The 20,006-nt window shown below is 67.0% G+C and carries 23 protein-coding genes; 16 read left to right on the forward strand and 7 right to left on the reverse strand.

Going from position 1 to position 20,006, the window contains the following annotated elements; translation table 11 throughout:
* Window positions 1–2,773, reverse strand: a 2,773-nt coding sequence (locus tag OZ10_RS10865; protein WP_425598945.1) for a beta strand repeat-containing protein, incomplete at its 3' end; no start/stop codon positions are given.
* A 251-nt stretch (window positions 2,774–3,024) separates the two neighbouring features.
* On the opposite strand from OZ10_RS10865, the gene OZ10_RS10870 reads away from it, so the two are divergent.
* The 4 genes from OZ10_RS10870 to OZ10_RS10885 are packed head-to-tail and all read left to right on the forward strand — an operon-like array spanning window position 3,025 to window position 5,305.
* Window positions 3,025–3,570 carry a phage tail protein gene (locus OZ10_RS10870; RefSeq protein ID WP_039410623.1) on the forward strand — a complete coding sequence of 182 codons (546 nt, stop codon included), beginning with the start codon at window positions 3,025–3,027 and terminating at the stop codon, window positions 3,568–3,570.
* Window positions 3,571–3,629: 59 nt separating this feature from the next.
* A complete protein-coding gene (locus tag OZ10_RS10875) occupies window positions 3,630–4,157 on the forward strand; it encodes a phage tail protein (protein ID WP_039410621.1) in 528 nt (175 codons plus the stop codon).
* A 58-nt stretch (window positions 4,158–4,215) separates the two neighbouring features.
* Window positions 4,216–4,752, forward strand: a complete 537-nt coding sequence (locus OZ10_RS10880; protein ID WP_039410645.1) for a phage tail protein — start codon at window positions 4,216–4,218, stop codon at window positions 4,750–4,752.
* Between the two features lie 4 nt (window positions 4,753–4,756).
* On the forward strand, window positions 4,757–5,305 hold the full coding sequence (locus tag OZ10_RS10885) for a GNAT family N-acetyltransferase (protein WP_052210020.1): 549 nt from the start codon (window positions 4,757–4,759) through the stop codon (window positions 5,303–5,305).
* 6 nt (window positions 5,306–5,311) lie between these two features.
* Here OZ10_RS10885 and OZ10_RS10890 read toward each other — a convergent pair whose 3' ends face one another.
* On the reverse strand, window positions 5,312–5,599 hold the full coding sequence (locus OZ10_RS10890) for a DUF6916 family protein (RefSeq protein ID WP_005991442.1): 288 nt from the start codon (window positions 5,597–5,599) through the stop codon (window positions 5,312–5,314).
* Between the two features lie 397 nt (window positions 5,600–5,996).
* On the opposite strand from OZ10_RS10890, the gene OZ10_RS10895 reads away from it, so the two are divergent.
* Genes OZ10_RS10895 through OZ10_RS10920 form a run of 6 tightly spaced genes read left to right on the forward strand, consistent with a single transcriptional unit; the run spans window position 5,997 to window position 10,027 of the window.
* On the forward strand, window positions 5,997–6,791 hold the full coding sequence (locus tag OZ10_RS10895; RefSeq protein ID WP_039410617.1) for an ABC transporter ATP-binding protein: 795 nt from the start codon (window positions 5,997–5,999) through the stop codon (window positions 6,789–6,791).
* The gene (locus OZ10_RS10900; RefSeq protein WP_039410615.1) at window positions 6,791–7,540 is read left to right on the forward strand and encodes an MlaE family lipid ABC transporter permease subunit; all 750 of its coding nucleotides are present in this window, start codon (window positions 6,791–6,793) and stop codon (window positions 7,538–7,540) included. The genes OZ10_RS10895 and OZ10_RS10900 overlap by 1 nt, the downstream gene beginning before the upstream one ends.
* Before the next feature lie 8 nt (window positions 7,541–7,548).
* On the forward strand, window positions 7,549–8,082 hold the full coding sequence (gene mlaD, locus OZ10_RS10905; RefSeq protein WP_005991436.1) for an outer membrane lipid asymmetry maintenance protein MlaD: 534 nt from the start codon (window positions 7,549–7,551) through the stop codon (window positions 8,080–8,082).
* Window positions 8,079–8,741 (forward strand): MlaC/ttg2D family ABC transporter substrate-binding protein, encoded by a 663-nt coding sequence (locus OZ10_RS10910; RefSeq protein ID WP_039410610.1) that lies wholly within the window; start codon window positions 8,079–8,081, stop codon window positions 8,739–8,741. Before mlaD ends, OZ10_RS10910 begins: the two co-directional genes overlap by 4 nt.
* Complete coding sequence (locus OZ10_RS10915) at window positions 8,731–9,024, forward strand: STAS domain-containing protein (protein ID WP_039410608.1); 294 nt, start codon at window positions 8,731–8,733, stop codon at window positions 9,022–9,024. The genes OZ10_RS10910 and OZ10_RS10915 overlap by 11 nt, the downstream gene beginning before the upstream one ends.
* Before the next feature lie 10 nt (window positions 9,025–9,034).
* Window positions 9,035–10,027, forward strand: coding sequence for an MlaA family lipoprotein (locus OZ10_RS10920; RefSeq protein ID WP_039564822.1), 993 nt, complete (start codon window positions 9,035–9,037; stop codon window positions 10,025–10,027).
* Between the two features lie 351 nt (window positions 10,028–10,378).
* Here OZ10_RS10920 and OZ10_RS20395 read toward each other — a convergent pair whose 3' ends face one another.
* Complete coding sequence (locus OZ10_RS20395; protein ID WP_052210021.1) at window positions 10,379–10,822, reverse strand: lysozyme inhibitor LprI family protein; 444 nt, start codon at window positions 10,820–10,822, stop codon at window positions 10,379–10,381.
* Between the two features lie 375 nt (window positions 10,823–11,197).
* A complete protein-coding gene (locus tag OZ10_RS10930) occupies window positions 11,198–11,746 on the reverse strand; it encodes a glutathione peroxidase (protein ID WP_039410602.1) in 549 nt (182 codons plus the stop codon).
* 116 nt (window positions 11,747–11,862) lie between these two features.
* Between OZ10_RS10930 and OZ10_RS10935 the strand changes: the two genes are divergently transcribed.
* Window positions 11,863–12,327: a MarR family winged helix-turn-helix transcriptional regulator gene (locus OZ10_RS10935; RefSeq protein ID WP_039564824.1), complete on the forward strand. Its 465-nt coding sequence runs from the start codon at window positions 11,863–11,865 to the stop codon at window positions 12,325–12,327.
* A 4-nt stretch (window positions 12,328–12,331) separates the two neighbouring features.
* On the forward strand, window positions 12,332–13,726 hold the full coding sequence (locus tag OZ10_RS10940; RefSeq protein WP_039410596.1) for an MATE family efflux transporter: 1,395 nt from the start codon (window positions 12,332–12,334) through the stop codon (window positions 13,724–13,726).
* Window positions 13,727–13,793: 67 nt separating this feature from the next.
* Here the strand turns inward: OZ10_RS10940 and OZ10_RS10945 are convergent, their stop codons facing one another.
* From OZ10_RS10945 to OZ10_RS10955, 3 genes are all read right to left on the reverse strand, one after another.
* Window positions 13,794–14,174, reverse strand: a complete 381-nt coding sequence (locus OZ10_RS10945) for a hypothetical protein (RefSeq protein WP_039410593.1) — start codon at window positions 14,172–14,174, stop codon at window positions 13,794–13,796.
* Between the two features lie 225 nt (window positions 14,175–14,399).
* Complete coding sequence (locus OZ10_RS10950; protein ID WP_202903004.1) at window positions 14,400–15,932, reverse strand: DNA recombination protein RmuC; 1,533 nt, start codon at window positions 15,930–15,932, stop codon at window positions 14,400–14,402.
* A 177-nt stretch (window positions 15,933–16,109) separates the two neighbouring features.
* Window positions 16,110–17,117 carry a zinc-binding alcohol dehydrogenase family protein gene (locus OZ10_RS10955; protein ID WP_039564828.1) on the reverse strand — a complete coding sequence of 336 codons (1,008 nt, stop codon included), beginning with the start codon at window positions 17,115–17,117 and terminating at the stop codon, window positions 16,110–16,112.
* A gap of 97 nt (window positions 17,118–17,214) precedes the next feature.
* On the opposite strand from OZ10_RS10955, the gene OZ10_RS10960 reads away from it, so the two are divergent.
* The 4 genes from OZ10_RS10960 to OZ10_RS10975 all read left to right on the forward strand — a co-directional run bounded on the left by OZ10_RS10960 (window position 17,215) and on the right by OZ10_RS10975 (window position 20,003).
* Entirely contained in the window at window positions 17,215–18,132 is a 918-nt protein-coding gene (locus OZ10_RS10960) for a LysR family transcriptional regulator (protein WP_039564842.1), read from the forward strand.
* A gap of 299 nt (window positions 18,133–18,431) precedes the next feature.
* Window positions 18,432–18,665 carry a hypothetical protein gene (locus tag OZ10_RS10965; RefSeq protein ID WP_081419459.1) on the forward strand — a complete coding sequence of 78 codons (234 nt, stop codon included), beginning with the start codon at window positions 18,432–18,434 and terminating at the stop codon, window positions 18,663–18,665.
* A 203-nt stretch (window positions 18,666–18,868) separates the two neighbouring features.
* On the forward strand, window positions 18,869–19,489 hold the full coding sequence (locus tag OZ10_RS10970) for a glutathione S-transferase family protein (protein WP_039410633.1): 621 nt from the start codon (window positions 18,869–18,871) through the stop codon (window positions 19,487–19,489).
* 133 nt (window positions 19,490–19,622) lie between these two features.
* Window positions 19,623–20,003 (forward strand): hypothetical protein, encoded by a 381-nt coding sequence (locus OZ10_RS10975; RefSeq protein ID WP_039410576.1) that lies wholly within the window; start codon window positions 19,623–19,625, stop codon window positions 20,001–20,003.
* The last annotated feature ends 3 nt before the right edge of the window (window positions 20,004–20,006 follow it).

Genomic DNA, 20,006 nt, shown 5'->3' on the forward strand with positions numbered 1-20,006 from the left:
TGTCGGAGGCAGTGAGGGTGAAGTTGAACGTGCCCGCCACGGTAGGTGTGCCGCTCAGTCCACCGGTGGCCGTGTCCAGCACCACGCCAGCCGGCAGCGCGCCGCCAGTCAGCGCATAGCTGTAGGGCGCAGTACCGCCGGTGGCCGGAGTGATGGCCGCGGTGTACGCCTGCCCTGCCGTGCCCGCAGGCAAGGTGGATGCAGGCAGCACCAGGGTCGGGCCAGCTACGGTCAGCGCATACGCCTGCGTGCCGGTGAAGCTGTTGGCGTCGGTCGCCTGCACGGTGAAGTTGAACGTGCCTTCCACCGTTGCCGTACCCGACAGCGTGCCGTTGCTGGCCAGGGTCAGGCCCGCCGGCAATACGCCACTGGCAATCGCGTAGGTGTACGGCGCGGTACCGCCACTGGCGCTCAGTGCCTGGCTGTAGGCGGTGCCACGCGTGGCACCGGGCACCGTGGTCGGTGCGACCACGACTTGCGGGGCAGCGATGGTCAGCGCATAGCTGCGCGAGGCCTGCGCGGCCGGGCTGGGCGTGCTGTCCGTGGCCGTCAGGGTGAAATTGTAGGTACCGGGCGCCGTGGGCGTGCCGCTCAGCGCACCAGTTGCGCTATTGACCGTGATCCCGGCCGGTAGGACGCCGGCAGCCAGGGCGTAGGTATAGGGCGCGATACCGCCGCTAGCCGGCGTGATGGCGGCCGAGTAGGCCTGACCGGCGGTTCCCGGTGCCAGCGTGGTGGCCGGCAGGTTCACGGCCGCGCCGGCAACCACCAGCGTGTAAGCGCGGCTTCCGGTGGTCGGCGCTCCGCTGTCGGTGGCGCTCACGGTGAAGTTGAAGCTGCCGCTGGCGGTCGGGGTGCCCGTCAGCACGCCGCTGGCGCTCAGGGTCACCCCGGCCGGCAACGCACCGGCACTGAGCGCGAAGGTGTACGGGGCGGTACCACCGCTGGCCGACAGATTTTGAGTGTAGGCGGTGCCCGCCGTTGCCGCCGGCAGCGACGCCGGGGCGATGATCACCACGGCATCGTCGTTGTTGATGGTGCCGGTACCGGTGGCGCGGGCGATGGTGGCATTGGTGGCGCTGGACAGCACCACGCGATAGGTCTCGTTGGGCTCCACCGAAAGATCGCCGTTGACGGAAATCGCCACGGTCTGCGTGGTGGTTCCCGGGGCGAAGCTCAGCGTTCCCGAGCGGGCGGCGTAATCGCTGCCAGCCGTGGCGGTACCGTCGGCGGTAGCGTAATTGACCGTGACGGTCTGGCCGCTGGCCGTGCTCAGGCTCACCGTGAAGGTGGCCGTGGTGGTGCCGCTGTTGCCCTCGATCACGCTGACATCGTCGATCGACAGCGCCTGCGCCGTGTCGTCGTTGACGATCGTGCCAAGGCCCTGTGCATCGGCCACATTGGCGCCGGTGACATTGCTGACGTTGACGAAGTAGGTTTCGTCCGGTTCGTTGAGGGTGTCGCCGTTGACCAGCACGCTGAAGGTGGCGCTGCTGCTGCCGGCGGGAATGGTCCGCCCGCTCAGGCTGGAGGCGACGTAATCCGAACCGGCGTTTGCGGTGCCATCGGCGGTGCCGATGTCGAAGCTGACGCCGCCGGCACCGGCCGGCTGGCTCAACGACACGGTGAAGGTGGCTGTCGTCGTACCGGCATTGCCCTCGTTCACCGAGACGTCGTTGATGCTCAACGACGGCACATCGTCATTGACGATGGTGCCGGTGGCGCTGTTGGGCGAACCCACCACATACCCACTGCCCGCGCTGAGGGTGATCACGACCGTTTCGTCGGGCTCCGACGTCGCGTCCGCAGTGGGATCGATGACGATGCTGCCGCTGGTCTGCCCGGCCGGAATCACCAGCGGCGAGTTCACCGCCGCGAAGTCAGTGCCCGACGTTGCCGTGCCGCCGATGCTGAAACCGATCGAGACGGCGGTTGACGACGGATTGGTGAGTGTCACGGTGTAGGTCAGGTTGGTGCCGCCATCCTCGGCCACGCTCGCAGGCGACACCGCGATCGAGGCGGTGGTGACGTCGTCATTGACGATGGTGGCCGTCGCGCTGGCCGGGCTGCCGGGCGAATAGCCGGTGCCGTTGGCGACGCTGAAGGTCACCGTCTCGTCCGGTTCCACCACGCCATCGGCGATCGGGGTGACGCTGAAGCTGGCGGAGGAGGCATTGGGCGGCACCACGACGCTGCTCACCGCACCGGAGTAGTCGATGACGCTGGTGGCGGTACCGCTCCGGGCCAGGTTCACCGTGGTCGCCGATGTGTTGGTCTGGCTCAACGTCACCGTGTAGACGAAGGCAGCGCCGCTGTCCTCGCTGCTGTTGACCGGGCTGACCGCAATGCTGGCCGTGCGCGAGGGGTTGATGGTGATGTTGAAGGTGAGGACGTTTTCGTCCTCGTCGCGCAGGTAGAACGTATCGGAGGTCGCAGAATTCCCCCCATGCGTATAGGTGACCGTCTGGGTGCCGGGGCCACTCTGAAAGCTGAGCTGGATGCTGCCGTTGGCAGTGGAACCGCGGCCATTGGCATCCAGCGGATTGCGCGGGTCGTCGCCCATGCCGATGTTGGAGGGGCCATCGCAGTTGCTGACGTCGAACGTCACCGAACCGCTCCGATTGATCGTGGCGTTCTGGGTCGAACAATAGGCCGACGCCCCCTGTGCCCAGACCTGTCCGGGTAGCAGGAGCGCCAGGGCGCAGATCATCACGGCCACCATCCAGCGCATCGGCGCACCGGTGCCTGTTCCACGCCACTGCGGCTTGTTCACGTTTTACCCCTGATGAAGCGCCACCCCGGCGCCGGCACGGTCCTCGTGCCTGAAGGCAATGCCGCCCTAGAGACGTCATCCCCTGGCATTGCGAGCGCATTGAAACAGGAACTGACTGCCAGTTAAAGAACAAAAAATTAATACTTCATTCCAGTTCTGGATTGTCCCGGCTTGTGGGACGCGGTCGCGACGGGTATCTGTACGGCGACCCCCGACACATGTCGGCGGCGCACCTACGCAGGGAGAGCTGCATGAGCGAGTTTTTCATCGGCCAGGTCATGCTGACCGGTTTCGCCTTCGCGCCGAAATATTTTGCGCAATGCAATGGCCAGCTGCTGCCGGTCAATCAGAACCAGGCATTGTTCAGTCTGCTAGGGCCGCGCTTTGGCGGCGATGGCCGGACTACGTTTGCCCTACCTGATCTGCGCGGTCGCACACCGGTCGGGTACGCGCCGTCGGCCGATGCGAACTGGCAGCCGCCGGTTGCACCGATGGGTCAGGCGGGCGGCGCGGAGGCGGTGACCCTGTTGCCCGCCAACCTGCCCGCGCACAACCACCTGGTGGAATGCAGCAGCACCGGCGGCAACAACCGCACACCGACCGGCCGCGTGTTTGCCACCAACATGGCCACTTCGGGTGCCGCCACGCCGCTATATGCCGCTCCGGGAACGACGGTTCCGCTGGCGCCGGCAACGGTCGCGCCCGCTGGCGGTGACCAACCGCATCCGAATCTGCAGCCCTACACCACGATCAATTTCTGCATCGCGCTGTCGGGCATTTTCCCCTCGCGCAGCTAAACGCGACCGCATTCGGCTGCGCCTGAACGCGCGGCGCCTCATCGACCAGGAAGGATCACATGGGCACTCCATTCATCGGCGAAATCCGCATGTTCGGCTTCGGCCGCACGCCTCAGGGCTGGCAGGCGTGCGACGGCTCGCTGCTGCAGATCTCCGAATACGAAGCACTGTACCTCCTGCTAGGCACCTCGTATGGCGGCGATGGGCAAACAAACTTCGGGGTGCCGGATCTACGCGGACGCCTGCCGGTTCACCAGGGCCAGGGCCCTGGCCTGAGCAACTACGTGATCGCCCAGAAGAGCGGTACCGAAACGGTGGCCGTGACCGTGCCGCAGATGCCGGCGCATACCCATGTCGCACAGGTCACGACGATGGCGGCAACCAGCCCCTCACCGGCTGGACTCCTGCCCGCGGCGGTCGGTGCCACGCTGTTCTATGCCAGCGACGTGACCGGGGCCACCGCGCTGGCGATGTCCACGCAGAGCACCTCGTTCACAGGGGGTAGCCAGCCGCACGACAACACGATGCCGACGCTGACGGTGCAGTACTGCATCGCCACCACGGGCATCTTTCCACAGCAGTCCTGATCCACGGCGCCGCGCCGAGCCGGTCGCGGCCTGCATCGCTCCACCGGAGGAAATGCGCATGACCGAACCCTATTTCGGCGAAATCCAGTTGTTTGCCTTCGATTACAACCCATACGGTTGGGCGCTGTGCAACGGCGCAACTCTGCCGGTCATGCAGAACACCGCGCTGTTCTCGTTGCTGGGCGTGGCCTATGGCGGCAACGGCAGCACCACATTTCAGTTGCCGAACTTCTCCGCGCGCGCCGGCTGCCAGCAGGGGGCGGCGCCGGGTCTGACGCCCCATGCGCTGGGCAATGCGTTCGGCTCCGCCTCGGTGAGCCTGTTGAGCACGCAGATGCCCAACCACGAGCACGGCTTCAACGCGTTCTCGCAAGCGGATCCGAGCAAGAAAAGCGGCACCCCCAGCAGCGGAGCCGCACTGTCGAACTTGAACAGCAACAGCGACCGGCCGTTCAATGCAGTCGCACCCGACCAGCAGTTTTCCCCGACCATGGTGCTGCCCGCCGGCAACGGCCAGGCGCACGAGAATCGGCAGCCCTATCTGGCCATGAACTTCTGCATCGCGCTGCAGGGCGATTACCCGGTGTTCGACTGAGGCCATGCCGCACCTGCGTCTCAGGGTCGCGCCGATCGATCTGGAACCGCCTGCTGCACTGGGCGTGCCAGGCGGCGTGCTTCGGCCCGAGCGCGCCGCCGATCTGCCCTGGCTACGCGATCTCTACGCCAGTACGCGGCGCGAGGAACTGGCGCAGGTGCCGTGGGCAGAGCAGACCAAACGCGCGTTTCTGGACCAGCAATTCGCGTTGCAACGCGCCCATTACCTGCAGCATTTCGCCGGTGCCGACTTGTTGATCGTCCAGGTTGGGCAATTGCGTATCGGTCGCCTGTACCTGCACCGCACCACCACGCAACACACGCTGGTGGATATCAGCCTACTGCCGGACTGGCGCGGCAAGGGCATTGGCTCGCACCTGATCGCCTACGCGCAGGCATCTGCCCGCACTGCGGGGTGCGCCCTGTGCCTGCATGTGCTGCACGCCAATCCTGCCGCGCAGCGGCTGTATGTTCGTCACGGCTTCATTGCCGCGTGCAGCACCCAGACGCATCTGCAGATGCACTGGAATCCCCATGCTCAACTGCTCAGCTGAGCGTGCTCAATTGAACACGGCCTGATACAGAAACCCGTCGCGCTCGCGCGCCACCGGCACCAGAAAGATGCCGATCTCGCCCAGGCGCGCGTGACGCATCTGATAGGTCTGTTGCGGAAACAAAAAGGCCGAGCCATTGCGAAACAGCAGCGAGAACGGCGCACGCTGCGCATTGCGTGTGTCCTGCAATGGCCTCGCTTCCACCAGCACGAACGGTACCTCGCCCTCATTCAAGGAGGCAGCGAAGGTTTCGTTGACGCTGCCGGCAAAGTGTTCAAGCGTCAGCAGCTCCATGGATGATTCCTTTCATGACGATGTGCACGGATCGTCGCGTGGTTCGCGCCGGCGCCACAAGATGGCGATGCCAACAACGCGACGTACTCGACAGATCGGAGCGATGCGGCAGGCGCCTTCGCAGTGCACGTGGTATCCAACTATGACAACGCGTGATCGCCACAGATTCTGAAACGCCAGCCGCACCTGCAGCGACTCCCTACTGCAGCGTACGTTCGGTAGCCGTCGCATGTAGCGCAATCGTCCGTGCGTTGCGGGACACGCTGTTACGCAGATGGCGACATGGGCAGCCCCCATTGTCTGCCGCATGAATGCGACAATACTGCACGCGGCGGTTCGGTTATGTTCAGCCGTGTGACAGTTACTCTATCGCGTTGGAATTCTGTTAAAGGCCTCGATGACGGCGTCCGCTTCTTCTGTCGTGCAACTGTCCGGTGTCCGCATCGATCGCGGCGGGCGGACGATCCTGCGCGACGTATCGCTCGACGTGCCACGCGGCAGCATCACCGCCGTGCTCGGTCCGTCCGGCAGCGGCAAGTCCACGCTGCTGGCGGCATTGACCGGCGAGCTGCGCCCGGTGGCCGGCACGGTCACCTTGTTCGGCAACGCCATTCCCACCGGTAGCCGGGCGCTGCTGGAGATGCGCCGCAATGTCGGCGTGCTGCTGCAGGGCAATGGGTTGCTGACCGACCTGAGCGTGGCCGACAACGTCGCACTGCCGCTGCGCACGCATACGCGCCTGCCGGCGCCGGTGCTGCAACGCCTGGTACAGATGAAGCTGCACGCGGTGGGCCTGCTGGCGGCGGCCGACGCCTGGCCGCGCGAGCTGTCTGGCGGCATGGCGCGGCGCGTGGCGCTGGCACGTGCGCTGGCGCTGGACCCGCCGCTGATGATCTACGACGAGCCGCTGACCGGGCTGGACCCGATCGCCTCGGGTGTGATCATGAGCCTGATCCAGCGCCTCAACGACAGCCTGGGTCTGACCAGCATCATCGTCAGCCACCACGTGCACGAGACCCTGCCGATCAGCGATCAGGCCGTGGTCATCGCCAATGGCGGCATCGTGTTCGCCGGCACGCCCCAACACCTGCAGGACAGCACCGATCCGCTGGTGCAGCAGTTCCTGCACGGCCAGCCGGACGGCCCGATCGCCTTCGATGCCGCACCACGCCGCGACCGGAGCGCTGCCTGATGGCCTTCGCCGATTCCATTCGCGCCTTCGGCCGCGCCGGGCTGTTTTCGCTCACGGTGCTGCGTGGCTCGCTGCCCACCCGCGACTTCGTCGCCGAGCTGGTGCGCGAGATCTACAAGGTTGGCGCGCGTTCGCTGCCAATCATTGCGGTGGGCGGTGCCTTCGTCGGGCTGGTGCTGACCCTGCAGGGCTACCGCACGCTCACCACCTACGGTGCATCGGATGCGCTGTCGACGTTGCTGGGGCTGTCGCTGTACCGCGAGCTGGCACCGGTGCTGACCGCACTGTTGTTCATCGGCCGCGCCGGCAGCTCGATCGCAGCCGAGCTCGGCCTGATGCGTGCCACCGACCAGATCAAGGCGCTGGAGCTGATGGCCATCGACCCGGTGGCCAAGGCGGTGGCGCCACGCTTCTGGGCGGCAGTGCTGACGGTGCCACTGCTGACCGGCGTGTTCTGTTCGCTGGCCATCACCGGCGGCTACTTTGAAGCCGTGCACGTGCTGGGCATCGACAACGGCACGTTCTGGTCGGGCCTGAGCAACAGCGTGGATTTCTGGGACGACTTCGGCGTGGCGATGCTCAAGTCGGCGATCTTCGGCGGCACCGCCGCGCTGGTCGCCGCCTACGTGGGCTTTCATGCCGAGCCGACCATCGAAGGCACCTCCATCGCCACCACCCGCGCGGTGGTGAATGCCTCGTTGCTGGTGCTGATGTTCAACTTCGTCCTTTCTGCAATGTTGTTTAGGTGAGATAGCCCATGGCCATGCGTGGACCACGACTCGAATTCGCCGTTGGCGCCTTTTTGCTGCTGACCCTGGCCTCGCTGCTGGTGCTGGCGGTGGCCTCGACCAACCAGCGCTGGGGCTTCGGTTCCAGCCAGTACACCCTGATCGCGCGCTTCAGCCAGATCGGCCAGCTGCGCGCGCAGGCGCCGGTGAAGATCGGCGGGGTGACCATCGGCAAGGTGGCCGACATCAGCCTGGATCCGACCAAGTTCGATTCGGTGGTGACGCTGTCGCTGGACACGAAATACAAGGACCTGCCCGCCGACACCTCGGCCGGCATCTTCACCAGCGGACTGCTCGGCGAGAGCTATATCGGTCTGCAGCCGGGCGGCGACCCGGAGACGCTCAAGCCGGGCGAAGAGATCGGCTTCACCCAGCCGGCGGTGGATCTGCTGCAGCTGGTCGGCAAGTACATGTTCAGTGGCGGCGGTGATAAATCCGCTGCAGACGGTCAGGCCGCCCCGCCTGCCCAGCCCGCTTCTCCCTCTACGGAACCGCATCAATGAAGACCACCCTGCTCTCTGCCATTCTGGCCTCGACCCTGCTGGTGTGCGCACCGGCCACCGTGCTGGCGCAGCCGGCCGCCGCCAGTGCGCCTGCGCAGGGCGCGGCCACCAAGACCGTCATCGACAGCAGCACCCGCATCCTGGGCACGCTGGAACAGCGCCGCGCCGAGTTCCGTAGCAACCCGGCCGCGCTGCGTCAGTACATCGATGGCGAATTGAATAAGGCCTTCGACCGCGACTACGCCGCGCGCCTGGTGCTGGGCGTGCATGGCCGTGGCGCCTCCGATGCCGACATCAAGCTGTTCGCCGATGCGATGGCCGACAACCTGATGCAGCGCTACGGCACTGCCCTGCTCAACTTCGAAGGCAAGCCGACCTTCCGTGCCAAGTCGGAAAGCGCGCTGCCGGGCAACCGCGGCGTCAAGGTGTCTACCGACCTGCTGCGCGCCGGCAACGACCCGACCCCGGTCGACTACCTGATGCGTAACGTGGGCGGCCAGTGGAAGATCTTCGACGTGATGATCGAAGGCATTTCCTATGTGCAGACCTTCAAGGGCCAGTTCGACGGTCCGCTGCGCGAAAAGGGTATTGCCAAGGTCGCCGCCGACCTGCGCAGCGGCAGCCTGCAGGTCGGTGCGGCACCGGCCAATGGCAAGTAACAACTCCGTGCAACGCAACGGCGACACGCTGGTGGTCACCGGCGTGCTCGACCGTGCCGCGGTCACCGCGGCCTGGCCGCAGGCGGCCGCACAGCTCGATGGCGTACGCACACTGGACCTGTCGGGTGTGCAACGCCTGGACAGCGCCGGCGTGGCGATGCTGGCCGAACTGGCCGCGCGCGTGCGCGGCACCGGCACTGCGGCAGTGGTGGGCGAGGCGTCCGGTCTGGACGAATTGCGCGCTGCCTACCGCTTGTCTCCCACCCTCGAATTTCAGGCCTGAGCGCCACGCCATGACCCAGTTCCGCACTCTTTCCCTGTTGGCCTGCCTGTCGCTGCTTGGCGCCTGTGCCAGCCAGGCGCCCAAGTCTGCCCCGCCACCAGCCAGCGCCGACACCGCGCCCGACACGTTGCCAGCCACGGTGGCGGCGGCGCCAGCCGAACAGACCGGCGCTGCGGGCGATGCCGGCGCGGACGCGTCCGGCGCGCCCACCTCGGCCGAGGACGACTTCAACGCCCTGTACGGCACCACCACGCCACAGGCAGGCGCCAGTGGCGCACCCGCCCAGCCGGGCGCGGCGCCAGCGTACGACCCGTGGGAGCGCTACAACCGCGGCATGCACCGCTTCAACCTGGCGGTGGACCGCGGCGTGGCACGGCCGTTGGCGACCGCCTACACCAAGGTGGTGCCGAGTCCGGCGCGGCTGGGCGTGACCAACTTCTTCGACAACCTCGGCACGCCGCTGACCATGGTCAACCAGCTGCTGCAGGGCCACCCGGTGTATGCGGCGCAGTCGCTGGGCCGGTTCGTGATGAATACCACCCTGGGTATCGCCGGGCTGTTCGACCCGGCCAGCGCGGCGGGCATCCCGCGCCGCAGCGAAGACTTCGGTCAGACGTTGGGCGTGTGGGGCTGGCGTAACTCGCGCTACTTCGAGCTGCCGCTGTTCGGGCCGCGCACGGTGCGTGACACCTTCGGCCTGGGTGGCGACATCCCGCTGTCGTGGGTGCGCCAGGTCGACGACGGCGGTGCGCGTTTCGCGCTGCAGGGCCTGCAACTGGTGGACACGCGCGCGCAGCTGATGTCGCTGGACTCGCTACGCGACCAAGCGCCCGACGAGTACGCCCTGACCCGCGATGCCTGGATGCAGCGCCGTAATTACCAGATCACCCGCGACCTGCGCAGCCACCGCGAACAGAACAACGAGCTGCCGGAGTATCTGCGCGAAGACAAGGACGACACGGTGCCGGTGGATGCGATGCCGATTCCCAGCTGGGTGCGTTGACCGGCCCGCCAGGCGTGAACAGAAAAACCCGGGAGCGATCCCGGGTTTTTTCTGGGCAGCGCAATGTGGTTGTCGCAGCTGCCTGCGTGGACGGCGCACATGTCTGCAGATGCCGGTTTGCTCCGGGCTCGCCCACACCGTCTGCGCCTGATGACGCCCACCTGCCGGAGATCAGCAGCGACACCGTGCGATGCCGGCAGGGCGCACGTGCGGCTGCGGCTCAAGGTCGGCGGCTATGACCAGCTCTCGGCCTTGCTCGCTAAGCTGGACGCTTTCCCCGGCATCGATGGAATGGCATGCAGGCGCGGGCGCAGGACCTATCGTCGGGCGCCTGGGTCACGTGTCCGGTGGTCACTCCGGTTCGGGCAGCAATGGCGGGGTGCGATCTTCGTAGGTGAGATAGCTCTGCCACAGATCATGTGCGCGCTGGTCGTTGAGGTCGACGGCGCAGCGGGCCGCCTTGGCCGTTCCGACCGTTGCAGCCGTCCAGCGCTGTCGTATGTTGCTGCAGTGAAGCGTCTTGTAGCTCGTCCAGGCCGCCTGCGCGTTGTCGAACGCCTCGCCCGACACCCCCAGCGTGACCACGGCCCGGGTGCGCGCGGCCGCCAGATACGCGGCCAGGCGTTGCTGCGATCGGCTCACTTCTGCCGACCAGCATTTATTGCTGTCCGTGGTCGTTTCGAGATCGTGGCAACGCTCCGTCGCATGCGATGGCGCGCTGAAAAGCAGCACGAGAAATATCCAGCCGGATCGCATCGTCATGTGCACCTGATTGGTAGCTTGGTCGATGATCAAGCCGGATCATGGGATCGGTTGATCGTGCGTCGCGCGCGGGTAGCGGGTCGGCGACGGCGGCTGCGCGCTGTCTGTCGGCTCCCGCGTCGTTGCGGTGGTTGCCAGGGCAGATGCGATGGCAGTGCCTGAAACGTCTTGCCGCATGGCGGTGGAGATACGCCGCGATGTTCGGCGACAGTGTGTGTCGAGCGTGCGGCCTGGTCGGCCTTCCGCCGTACCGTCCTTCCCCCTCTCCCTGACGGGAGAGAGGGGAGCGCCGGCCCCTGATCGTGCGCTGCAGTGTCTTGCCCATCGGGAGAGTGGCGCATGCAGCGGACGCGGTACGGGGCGCACGCAAGCTCTGCTCTCGCGCATGTCTGGGCCGGCGCGCGGGACTCAGGCCGCTGCCAGCGCCGCATCCACCGCTGCACGCAGGCGTGCATCGTCGGCCGGGACATCGGGGGCGAAGCGCTCGATGACGGTGCCGTCGCGGCCGATCAGGAATTTTTCGAAGTTCCACAACACGCCGGGTGCGGGGTTGGGCGCAATGCCGTAGCCAGCGAGCTTTTCGCGCATCGGGCCATCGCCGGTGGCACTCGGGCGTGCATGGGTCAGGGCCTGATACAGCGGATGGGTGTCGCCGCCGGTGACCGCGATCTTGGCGAACATCGGGAAGGTGACGTCGTAGGTGAGCTGGCAGAACTGCGCAATCTCCGCCTCGCTGCCGGGCTCCTGGCCGTTGAAGTCGTTGGCCGGAAACGCCAGCACTTCCAGACCGGCCGCATGCTTGTCGCGATACAGCGCTTCCAGGCCTTCGTACTGCGGGGTCAGGCCGCACTTGGAGGCGACATTGACCACCAGCAGCACCTTGCCGCGATAGTCGGCCAATGTGGCCGGCTCGCCTTCGATGCGGGTCACAGGAATGTCGTACAGCGTCTGGCTCATCGGGGCTGTCCTGATCTGCGGGGTAGCCAGCATAAACCGCCGCGCGCGCATGGGTGACCTGTGCTGCACCATGCCTCAACACTTGTATATGCAAGTATCTTGGCTACACTCGCCGCATGGCCACACCCCGCACGCCGACCGGCTGTACCAACTTCCGCCTGCGCAGCGTGTCGCGGATGGTGACGCGCCATTACGCGACGTATCTGAGTGCGAGCGGCCTGAAGGCGACGCAGTATTCGCTGCTATCGCATCTGCTCATGCTGAGCCCGATCCGGCCGGTCGACCTGGCGCGCAAGATGGGCCTGGATGCGTCCACGCTCACACGCAATCTCAAGCCGCTGATGCTGGCCGGACTGGTGCAACAGGCCGACGGCCCCGATGCGCGCAGCCGCTTGATCACGCTCACCGCCGCCGGCCGTCGCCGGCATGCCCAGGCCCGCACGCAGTGGCAGAAGGCGCAATCCAGCCTCACCGCGCTGCTGGGCAGCGAGCACGTGCTCGCCCTGCATGGCCTGCTCGACGACACCCTGGCCACGCTGCAACAGGCCGGGCTTGCCGATACCGACGCCTCTCCCGAGTAATTCCATGACCGCATTCGATGCCCGCACCCGCCTGCTGCTGGAGGCCCCGATCGCGCCCACGCTGGCGCGGCTGGCGGTTCCCAACGTACTGGTCATGGTCGCGCAGGCGTCGGCCGGGCTGATCGAGACCTATTTTGTCGGCAAGCTCGGCACCGATGCGCTGGCCGGCATGGCGCTGGTGTTCCCGATCGTGATGCTGATGCAGATGATGTCGTCCGGTGCGATCGGCGGCGGCATTGCCTCGTCGATCGCGCGGGCCCTGGGCGGCGGCCGGCGCGAGGATGCCAACGCGGTGGTGGTGCATGCGCTGGTGATCGCCGTGGCGTTCGGTGTGCTCTTTACGCTTGCGCTGTGGGCGGGCGGCCGCTGGCTGTATCGGCAGATGGGCGGGACAGGCGCCGCGCTCGATGCCGCGCTGACCTACTCGCACTGGATCTTCGCAGGCGCGGTGTTTGTCTGGCTGTTGAATTCGCTGGCGGCGGTGCTGCGCGGGTCCGGCAATATGGCCGTGCCGGCCAAGGTCACCGTCTACGGAGTCGTCGGATTGATCCCGCTGTCGCCGTTGCTGATCTTCGGCTGGGGGCCGATTCCGGCGCTGGGCATTGCCGGCGGTGCGCTGGCGCTGCTGCTGTACTACATCGTCGGCACACTGGTGCTGGTGGCCTATCTGCGCTCGCCGCGCAGCCTGCTGCGCCTGTCGTTTGCGGCGATCCGCCTGCGTGCAGCGGTCTTCCGCGACATCCTGCGGGTTGGCCTGATCTCGGCGATCGGGGTGATCTGCACCAATCTGGCGGTGGGCGTTGCCACCTCGTTGGCCGGGCATTTCGGCTCCGGCGCGATTGCCGGCTACGGCACTGCGTCGCGGCTGGAATACGTGCTGATCCCGCTGGTCTTCGGCCTGGGAGCACCGATGCTGACGATGGTGGGCACCTGCATCGGTGCGGGCAAACGCGAGCGTGCACTGCGCGCGACCTGGATCGGTGCGGCCATGGCGTTTGCCATTACCGAAACCATCGGCGTTGCGGCGGCGCTGTTCCCGCGCGGCTGGCTGTCCTTGTATGGCAGCGGTGCGACCATGCTGCAGACCGGCACGCTGTACCTGCAGACCGTAGGGCCGTTCTACGGCTTTCTGGGCATGGGTCTGGCGCTGTACTTCGCCTCGCAGGGCGCAGGAAGGCTGCTATGGCCGATCTGCACGACCGTGCTGCGCCTGCTGATCGCGGCCGGCATCGGCATCGCGGCGATCCGGCTGGGTGGCGGCCTGCACCAGGTCTACCTGGCACAGAGCGCGGCGCTGCTGGTGTATGGGCTGGGGACGGCGCTGGCCATCGCCGGTGGATCGATGTTCGGCGCCGTTGGCTGGCCGCGTCGCACCGCGGACGTGGTGGTGGACGCATAGGCCGCTGGCGCTGGTGCATGCGTTGCGGCATCTCGACGCGACGCGCGCCTGATGCTCTACCCGCGCATCAGTCGATGCACAGCGCCGCCTGACCCTTGCCGCCGATGACTTCCTGGCGGCAGCCGAAGCGGTCGCTGTCGCGCTGGCAGGTGCCGGTGGTGGCGGCACCGGTCGGCACGATGCTGGTGGCCAGGCAATCACCGCTGCAGTCGCTGTTGTCGCTGCAGGTCTTGCCGGCATCGGCATACGGCACGATGCAGCGCACCGTTTGCATGCGGCCGACCGGACGCAGTTGGCCGCCCTTTGCGGTGCATGCTGCGGCATCGGCAGAGGCTGCGCGCGGTGTCTGCGCATCAGCTGCGGTGGTGCCCGAACGAGATGCCGGCGTCGCGCTGCAGGCGCCCAGCAGCAGCACGCACACCGTTGCGTAGATCCATCGCGTCGCCATGAGATGCTCTTCTTGACTAGGGTGCGTGCAAGCATCGCGGTGGCGATGTCTGCGCGGTGTGCTCGACATCCGGTGCAGGGGCAGGACGTGGCAGAGCTGCTGTTGTAGGAGCGCACTCGGGCGCGATGAGGCGTTACCGGTAACGGCTCGTCGCGCCCAAGGGCGCTCCTACGGGTGGGTCGGTCATCGGGCGCTGTGCGGCCGGCCAGGCCTCCTGCTTGCTGGCTACTCCTGCTCGTCGCTGCTGTCGTCGTGTGAGAGCCCGGCGCCTTCGTCGCTGCCATCGTCCAGCAGTGCCTGCGAGTGCTCGCTGGACAGCGTTTCCACGCCGCGCAGGCGGCGCTCGATGGTGCGGGTCTTGCGACTGGCTTCGCCCAGGCTTTTGCCGACAGTGGTGATCTGCCGCTCGGCCTTTTCCAGAATGCCGGCGAACTTGCCGAACTCGCTTTTCACCGCGCCCAGCACCTGCCAGACCTCGCTGGAGCGCTTCTCGATCGCCAGCGTGCGGAAGCCCATCTGCAGGCTGTTGAGCAAGGCGGTGAACGTGGTCGGGCCGGCCAGCACCACGCGATGCTCGCGCTGCAGCAGATCGACCAGACCGGCACGCCGGATCACTTCGGCATACAGACCCTCGGTGGGCAGGAACATCACCGCAAAATCCGTCGTGTGCGGCGGGCACACATACTTGTCGCTGATGGATTTGGCCTGCACGCGGATGGCGCGTTCCAGTTGCGCGGTCGAACTCTTGATCGCCTCCAGATCGCCTTTTTCCTGCGCGTCGATCAGACGCTCGTAGTCCTCGCGCGGGAACTTGGCGTCGACCGGCAGCCATACCACGGTGTCGTCGCCGCGCCCGGGCAGGCGGATCGCAAAATCCACCGCTTCGGCACTGTCGGGTTTGACCCGCACGCCGCGCGCGTACTGCTCCATCGTCAGCGTCTGCTCGAGGATGTTGTCCAGCTGCACTTCGCCCCAGCCGCCGCGGTCCTTGACGTTGGTGAGCACGCGCTTGAGATCGCCCACGCCGGTAGCCAGCTGCTGCATTTCGCCCAGGCCGCGCTGCACCTGTTCCAGCCGTTCGGACACGAGCTTGAACGAGGCATCCAGGCGCGTGTTGAGGGTGGTCTGCAATTTTTCGTCGACGGTGGCGCGCATCAGTTCGAGCTTGCTGGCGTTGTCGTTTTGCAGGTTGGCCAGCTGCTGTTCCAGCGTGGTGCGCATTTCGCCGATGCGCAGTTCGTTGCGCTGGGTGAGCTCGGTCAGGCGCTGGCCCAGCGCTTCGGTGAAGCGCTGTTGCGATTCGCCGGCCTCCTGCCGGCCCTTGCGCGAATCTTCGGCCAGCGCTTCGCGCAAGGCGGCCATGTGGGTGTCGGTGCGCGCGATCAGCTCGGTCAGTTGCTGGCCGAACATGTGGATGCGGGTTTCCTGCTGCTGGCCGAAGCCTTCCAGCTGGGTACGCAGTTCGGTGAGCCGCAGGGTCAGCAGTTCGCCGGTGCGTTGCTGGGCCAGGGCGCTTTCTTCGCGCGCCTTGCGCGCGTCTTCGCCGAGTGCGTCGCGCAGCAGGTCCAGACGCTGATCGGTGCGCGTGGACAGTTCGGTGAGATTGCGCGCAAAGGTTTCCAGGCGGCCGTCCTGCTGCCGCGCCAGGCCTTCGAGTTGCTCACGCAGTTCGCCGCGGCCGTCGCGTTGCTCGGCGCGCAGCGCGTGCTCCAGCGCGGTGGTGGAGGGACGTCGCAGCAGCGCGAGCAGCTGCAACACCAGGACTACGACAAGCAGCCCGAGAAGGATCAGGGATTCGGATGACATGCGCGCAGTGTAACGGTGCCTGTCGCAACAGCTGCGTCGCGGACCGTCGCCCGCCCGAGCGCGCGCAGCGCCCGGGAATCTGCGAGGCAGCGGCCTGAGCAGCCGCTGTCTCGCTGCGCAGGCCTGAGGTCAGAAGCCTTCCAGCACCAGCTTGCCGCGGGTGCGGTGCGATTGCAGCGCGGCGTGGGCGCGGCGCAGGTTGTCGACGGTGATGCGGCCGTAGTGCTCGCCCAGGGTGGTGCGCAGCAGGCCGCTGTCGATCAGATCGGCGACGCGATTGAGCAGGTGGTGCTGGGCGATCATGTCGTCGGTTTCGAACAGCGAGCGGGTGAACATCAGCTCCCAGTGCAGCGACAGGCTCTTGCGCTTGAGCGGCAGCGCATCCAGCGTGGCCGGGTCGTCGATCAGCGCCAGCTGGCCCTGCGGTGCGAGCACCTCCACCAGCTGCGCGAAGTGCTGGTCGGTGTGGGTGAGACTGGCCACGTGCTGCACCTGCGCGATGCCGATCCGCTGCAGGCCTTCGCCCAGCGGCTGGGTGTGGTCGATGACGTGATGCGCGCCGAGTGCGTAGACCCAATCCTGGGTCTGCGGGCGCGAGGCGGTGCCGATCACGGTCAGCTTGGTCAGCGTGCGCGCCAGCTGCACCAGGACCGAGCCGACGCCGCCGGCCGCGCCGACCACCAGCAACGCCTGGCCCTGGCCGCCGCCTTCGGCGATGCGCAGCCGGTCGAACAACAATTCCCAGGCGGTGATGGCGGTCAGCGGCAGTGCCGCAGCCGCGGCATCGTCGAGCGTGGCCGGCTTGCGCCCGACCAGGCGCTCGTCCACCAGATGGAATTCGGCGTTGGTGCCCGGGCGGGTCAGCGCGCCGGCGTAGTACACCGCGTCGCCGGGGCGAAACAGGCTGACCTCGCTGCCAACGGCGTCAACCACGCCGCTGGCGTCCCAGCCGAGCACGCGCGGCGATTCCACCGGCGCGTTGGCGCGCACCTTGGTGTCCACCGGATTGACCGAAATGGCATGGATGCGCACGCGCAGATCGCGCGGGCCGGGTTCGGGCAGCGGCAGTTCGAGTTCGACCAGCGCGCGCGCATCGTCGATGGGCAGGCCGTGCTGCGGGTAGGCAATGGCTTTCATGGCGGGCGTCATGCAGGGAGGGGACATGCATGGTCGGCTGCCGGGATTAGGAGAAAAACCGGCAAACTGCACAAGCACTTTCACGATTGGAGTGAAGATGATCCGCTTCGACGACCTGGCGCTGTTCGTACGTACCGCGGCGCTGGGCAGTTTTTCCAATGCCGCGCGTGAGGCCGACCTGCTGCCGGGGCAGGTCAGCGCGGCGGTGGCCCGGCTGGAGCGGGCACTGGATCTGCGCCTGTTCGCCCGGTCCACCCGCAGCCTGCGGCTGACCGCCGAGGGGGAGCAGTACCTGCCGTATGCGCGCCAGGTACTGGAGCTGCTACGCGACGGGCGCGAGCATGTGCGCGGGCGCGACAGCGAATTGCAGGGCCTGCTGCAGGTCACCGCGCCGTCGGACCTGGGCCGCAATGTGCTGCTGCCCTGGCTGACCGAATTCCGCGCTGCGCATCCGAAGCTGACCTTGCGACTGCATCTGTCCGACCAGGTGGCCGACCTGTATCGCGCGCCGGTGGATGTGGCATTCCGGCTCGGCCGCATCGACGGTGCGGACCACGTCGCGCTGCCGTTGGCACCGCACAACCGCCGGGTGCTGGTGGCCGCGCCAGCGTATCTGCAGCGGCACGGGCGGCCGGCCACGCTGGAGGCGCTGCGCGACCACGCCTGCCTGCTGTATCTGCTGGCCGGGCGCGCCTACGACCGCTGGCAGTTCGAACGCGACGGCCGCCGCCAGGTGGTGCCGGTACGTGGGGCGATGCTGTGTGACGACGCCGACATCGTGCGGCGCTGGGCCGTGGCCGGCGAAGGCATCGCCTACAAGTCATGGCTGGATGTCTGCGCCGACGTGCAGGCCGGGCGGCTGGAGGTGCTGTTCCCCGACGATGGCGACCGCTTGCCGCTGCATCTGGTGTGCCCGCATCGCAAGCAGTTTTCGCCGGCGGTGCGCCAGCTGCACGCGCTGTTTGCGCAGCGCTGCCAGGCGCTGACGGCGTTGTATCCGCCAGTCCAGGGCTGACGTGCTGTGCTCGTGGTGCAAGGTGCCGACGGCCGCGGCTGATGCGGCGTCGCGCTCGGGGTTCGGCGGGCCCGCAGCCCGACAGGCAAGACGCGGATGGCGCGGTGTCGCACGCCACGCCAGCATTCCGGTGCCCTGCATGTCCGGCCCATGCGGCCCGCATGCTGCTACGCGATGGCATGTGCATGCCGGTGTGGAGGTCACCGCAGACGACCGCGCCGGCATTGCCGGGCTCGTTGAAGCGCCCATCACCGCGGCGGTTCTAGCCTGCTGGCATGACCTCACCCAGCCCGGTTCCCCTGCAGCGCTATGGCAACCGTGATGGCCACTCCTCCGGCGTGGTGGCCTATGCGCTGGCCGGGGATGCAATTGCGGTGCGTTTCCGCAGCGGCGAGACCTATGTGTACACCGCCGACAGTGCAGGCGCCGACGTGGTGGCGACCATGCAACGCCTGGCCAAGGCGGGGCGCGGGCTGAGCACCTACATCAGCCAGCATGTGCGCGACGCTTACGCAGGCAAGCTCGACGTATAGCAAGGCGCGACTACTGACGAACCCACGTCGCATTCGCCAGGCGCAACGCAGTTGCGTCCTGCAGCATCCGCTGCCTGTACTGCCTTACGCGCAGACACGACCGCCGGGCTGCTGCGATGATGCCTGGCAGCGATGCGCATAACGCGCTATTTCTCCTGGTGGCGCGTTACGCCGCCTGCACCACTTCACTCGTCGGGATGCACATGCTGGACATCTACGGAACGCTCACCTCGATCAATGTGCGTAAGGTGCTGTGGCTGTGCGAGGACATGCAGCTGGACTACCGCCTGCATGCCTACGGCAGCGGCGCCGCATCGGTCCAGGCGCCCGAGTTCCTGGCGCTCAATCCAAACGGTCTGGTGCCGGTGCTACGCGACGGCACGGTGGTGCTGTGGGAATCGAACACCATCTGCCGCTATCTGGCTGCACGCAGCCGGCGCGAGGATCTGCTGCCGAGTGCGCCGGCAGCGCGGGCACGGGTCGAGCAATGGATGGACTGGCAGGCCACCGAGCTCAACCCGGCGTGGCGGTACGCGTTCATGGCCACGGTGCGTGGCAGTGCGGCGCATACCGACATGCAGTGCATCGCAGACAGCGTGCAGGCGTGGAACCGGCTGATGGCGCTGCTGGATGCGCAGCTGCAGCAGGCCGGCCCGTATGTGCTGGGCGCGCAATTCACCCTGGCCGACATCGTGCTGGGGCTGTCGACCCAACGCTGGATGGCCAGCCCTATCGCGCGCCCGGTGCTGCCCGCCGTGGCGGCGTATTACGCGCAGCTGTGCACGCGCGTCGGGTTTCAACGCCATGGCTGCAGCGCGCCTTGAGCGGGGCGGGCAGGCCCGCGCAAAGCGGCCGCGGCAACACGCCGTGATGTCGCCGCGGCGCTTGCGGCACGCATTGACCTCAACGTGACCTGCGCATGGGTAGGCTGAGGCTCTGCTCCTGCGAGGCTCGCCGATGACCACTGCCACCAATCAGACCCGCCTGCTTGCCCTGGGCTTGTTTGCGTTTCTGGGCACCTTTGCAGTGATCGTCTGGTCGCTGATGCGGCCGTATGGCACGGCGTATTTTTTTCCGGTGCATTTTTTGATTGGAGCGGCGTTGCCGTTCCTGGTGTACGCGATCGGCGGCACACGGCTGTGGTTCTGGATCGGCATGGGGATCACTGCGGCGGTGCTGCTGTGGTTCAACCTGTGGGGACATGAGGCCAATGGCGCGGCGCCGCAGTTGCTGGACTGGAGCCAGTTTGCCGCCGGTGTGGTCGGGCTGGCCGGCGCCTGGGCGGTGCAACTGATCTATCGCAATGCACGCCCGCCGCATCGTCCGTCGATTGAGTGAGCG

Origin of the sequence: Xanthomonas cannabis pv. cannabis, assembly GCF_000802365.1 — a bacterium.
Taxonomy (GTDB): domain Bacteria; phylum Pseudomonadota; class Gammaproteobacteria; order Xanthomonadales; family Xanthomonadaceae; genus Xanthomonas; species Xanthomonas cannabis.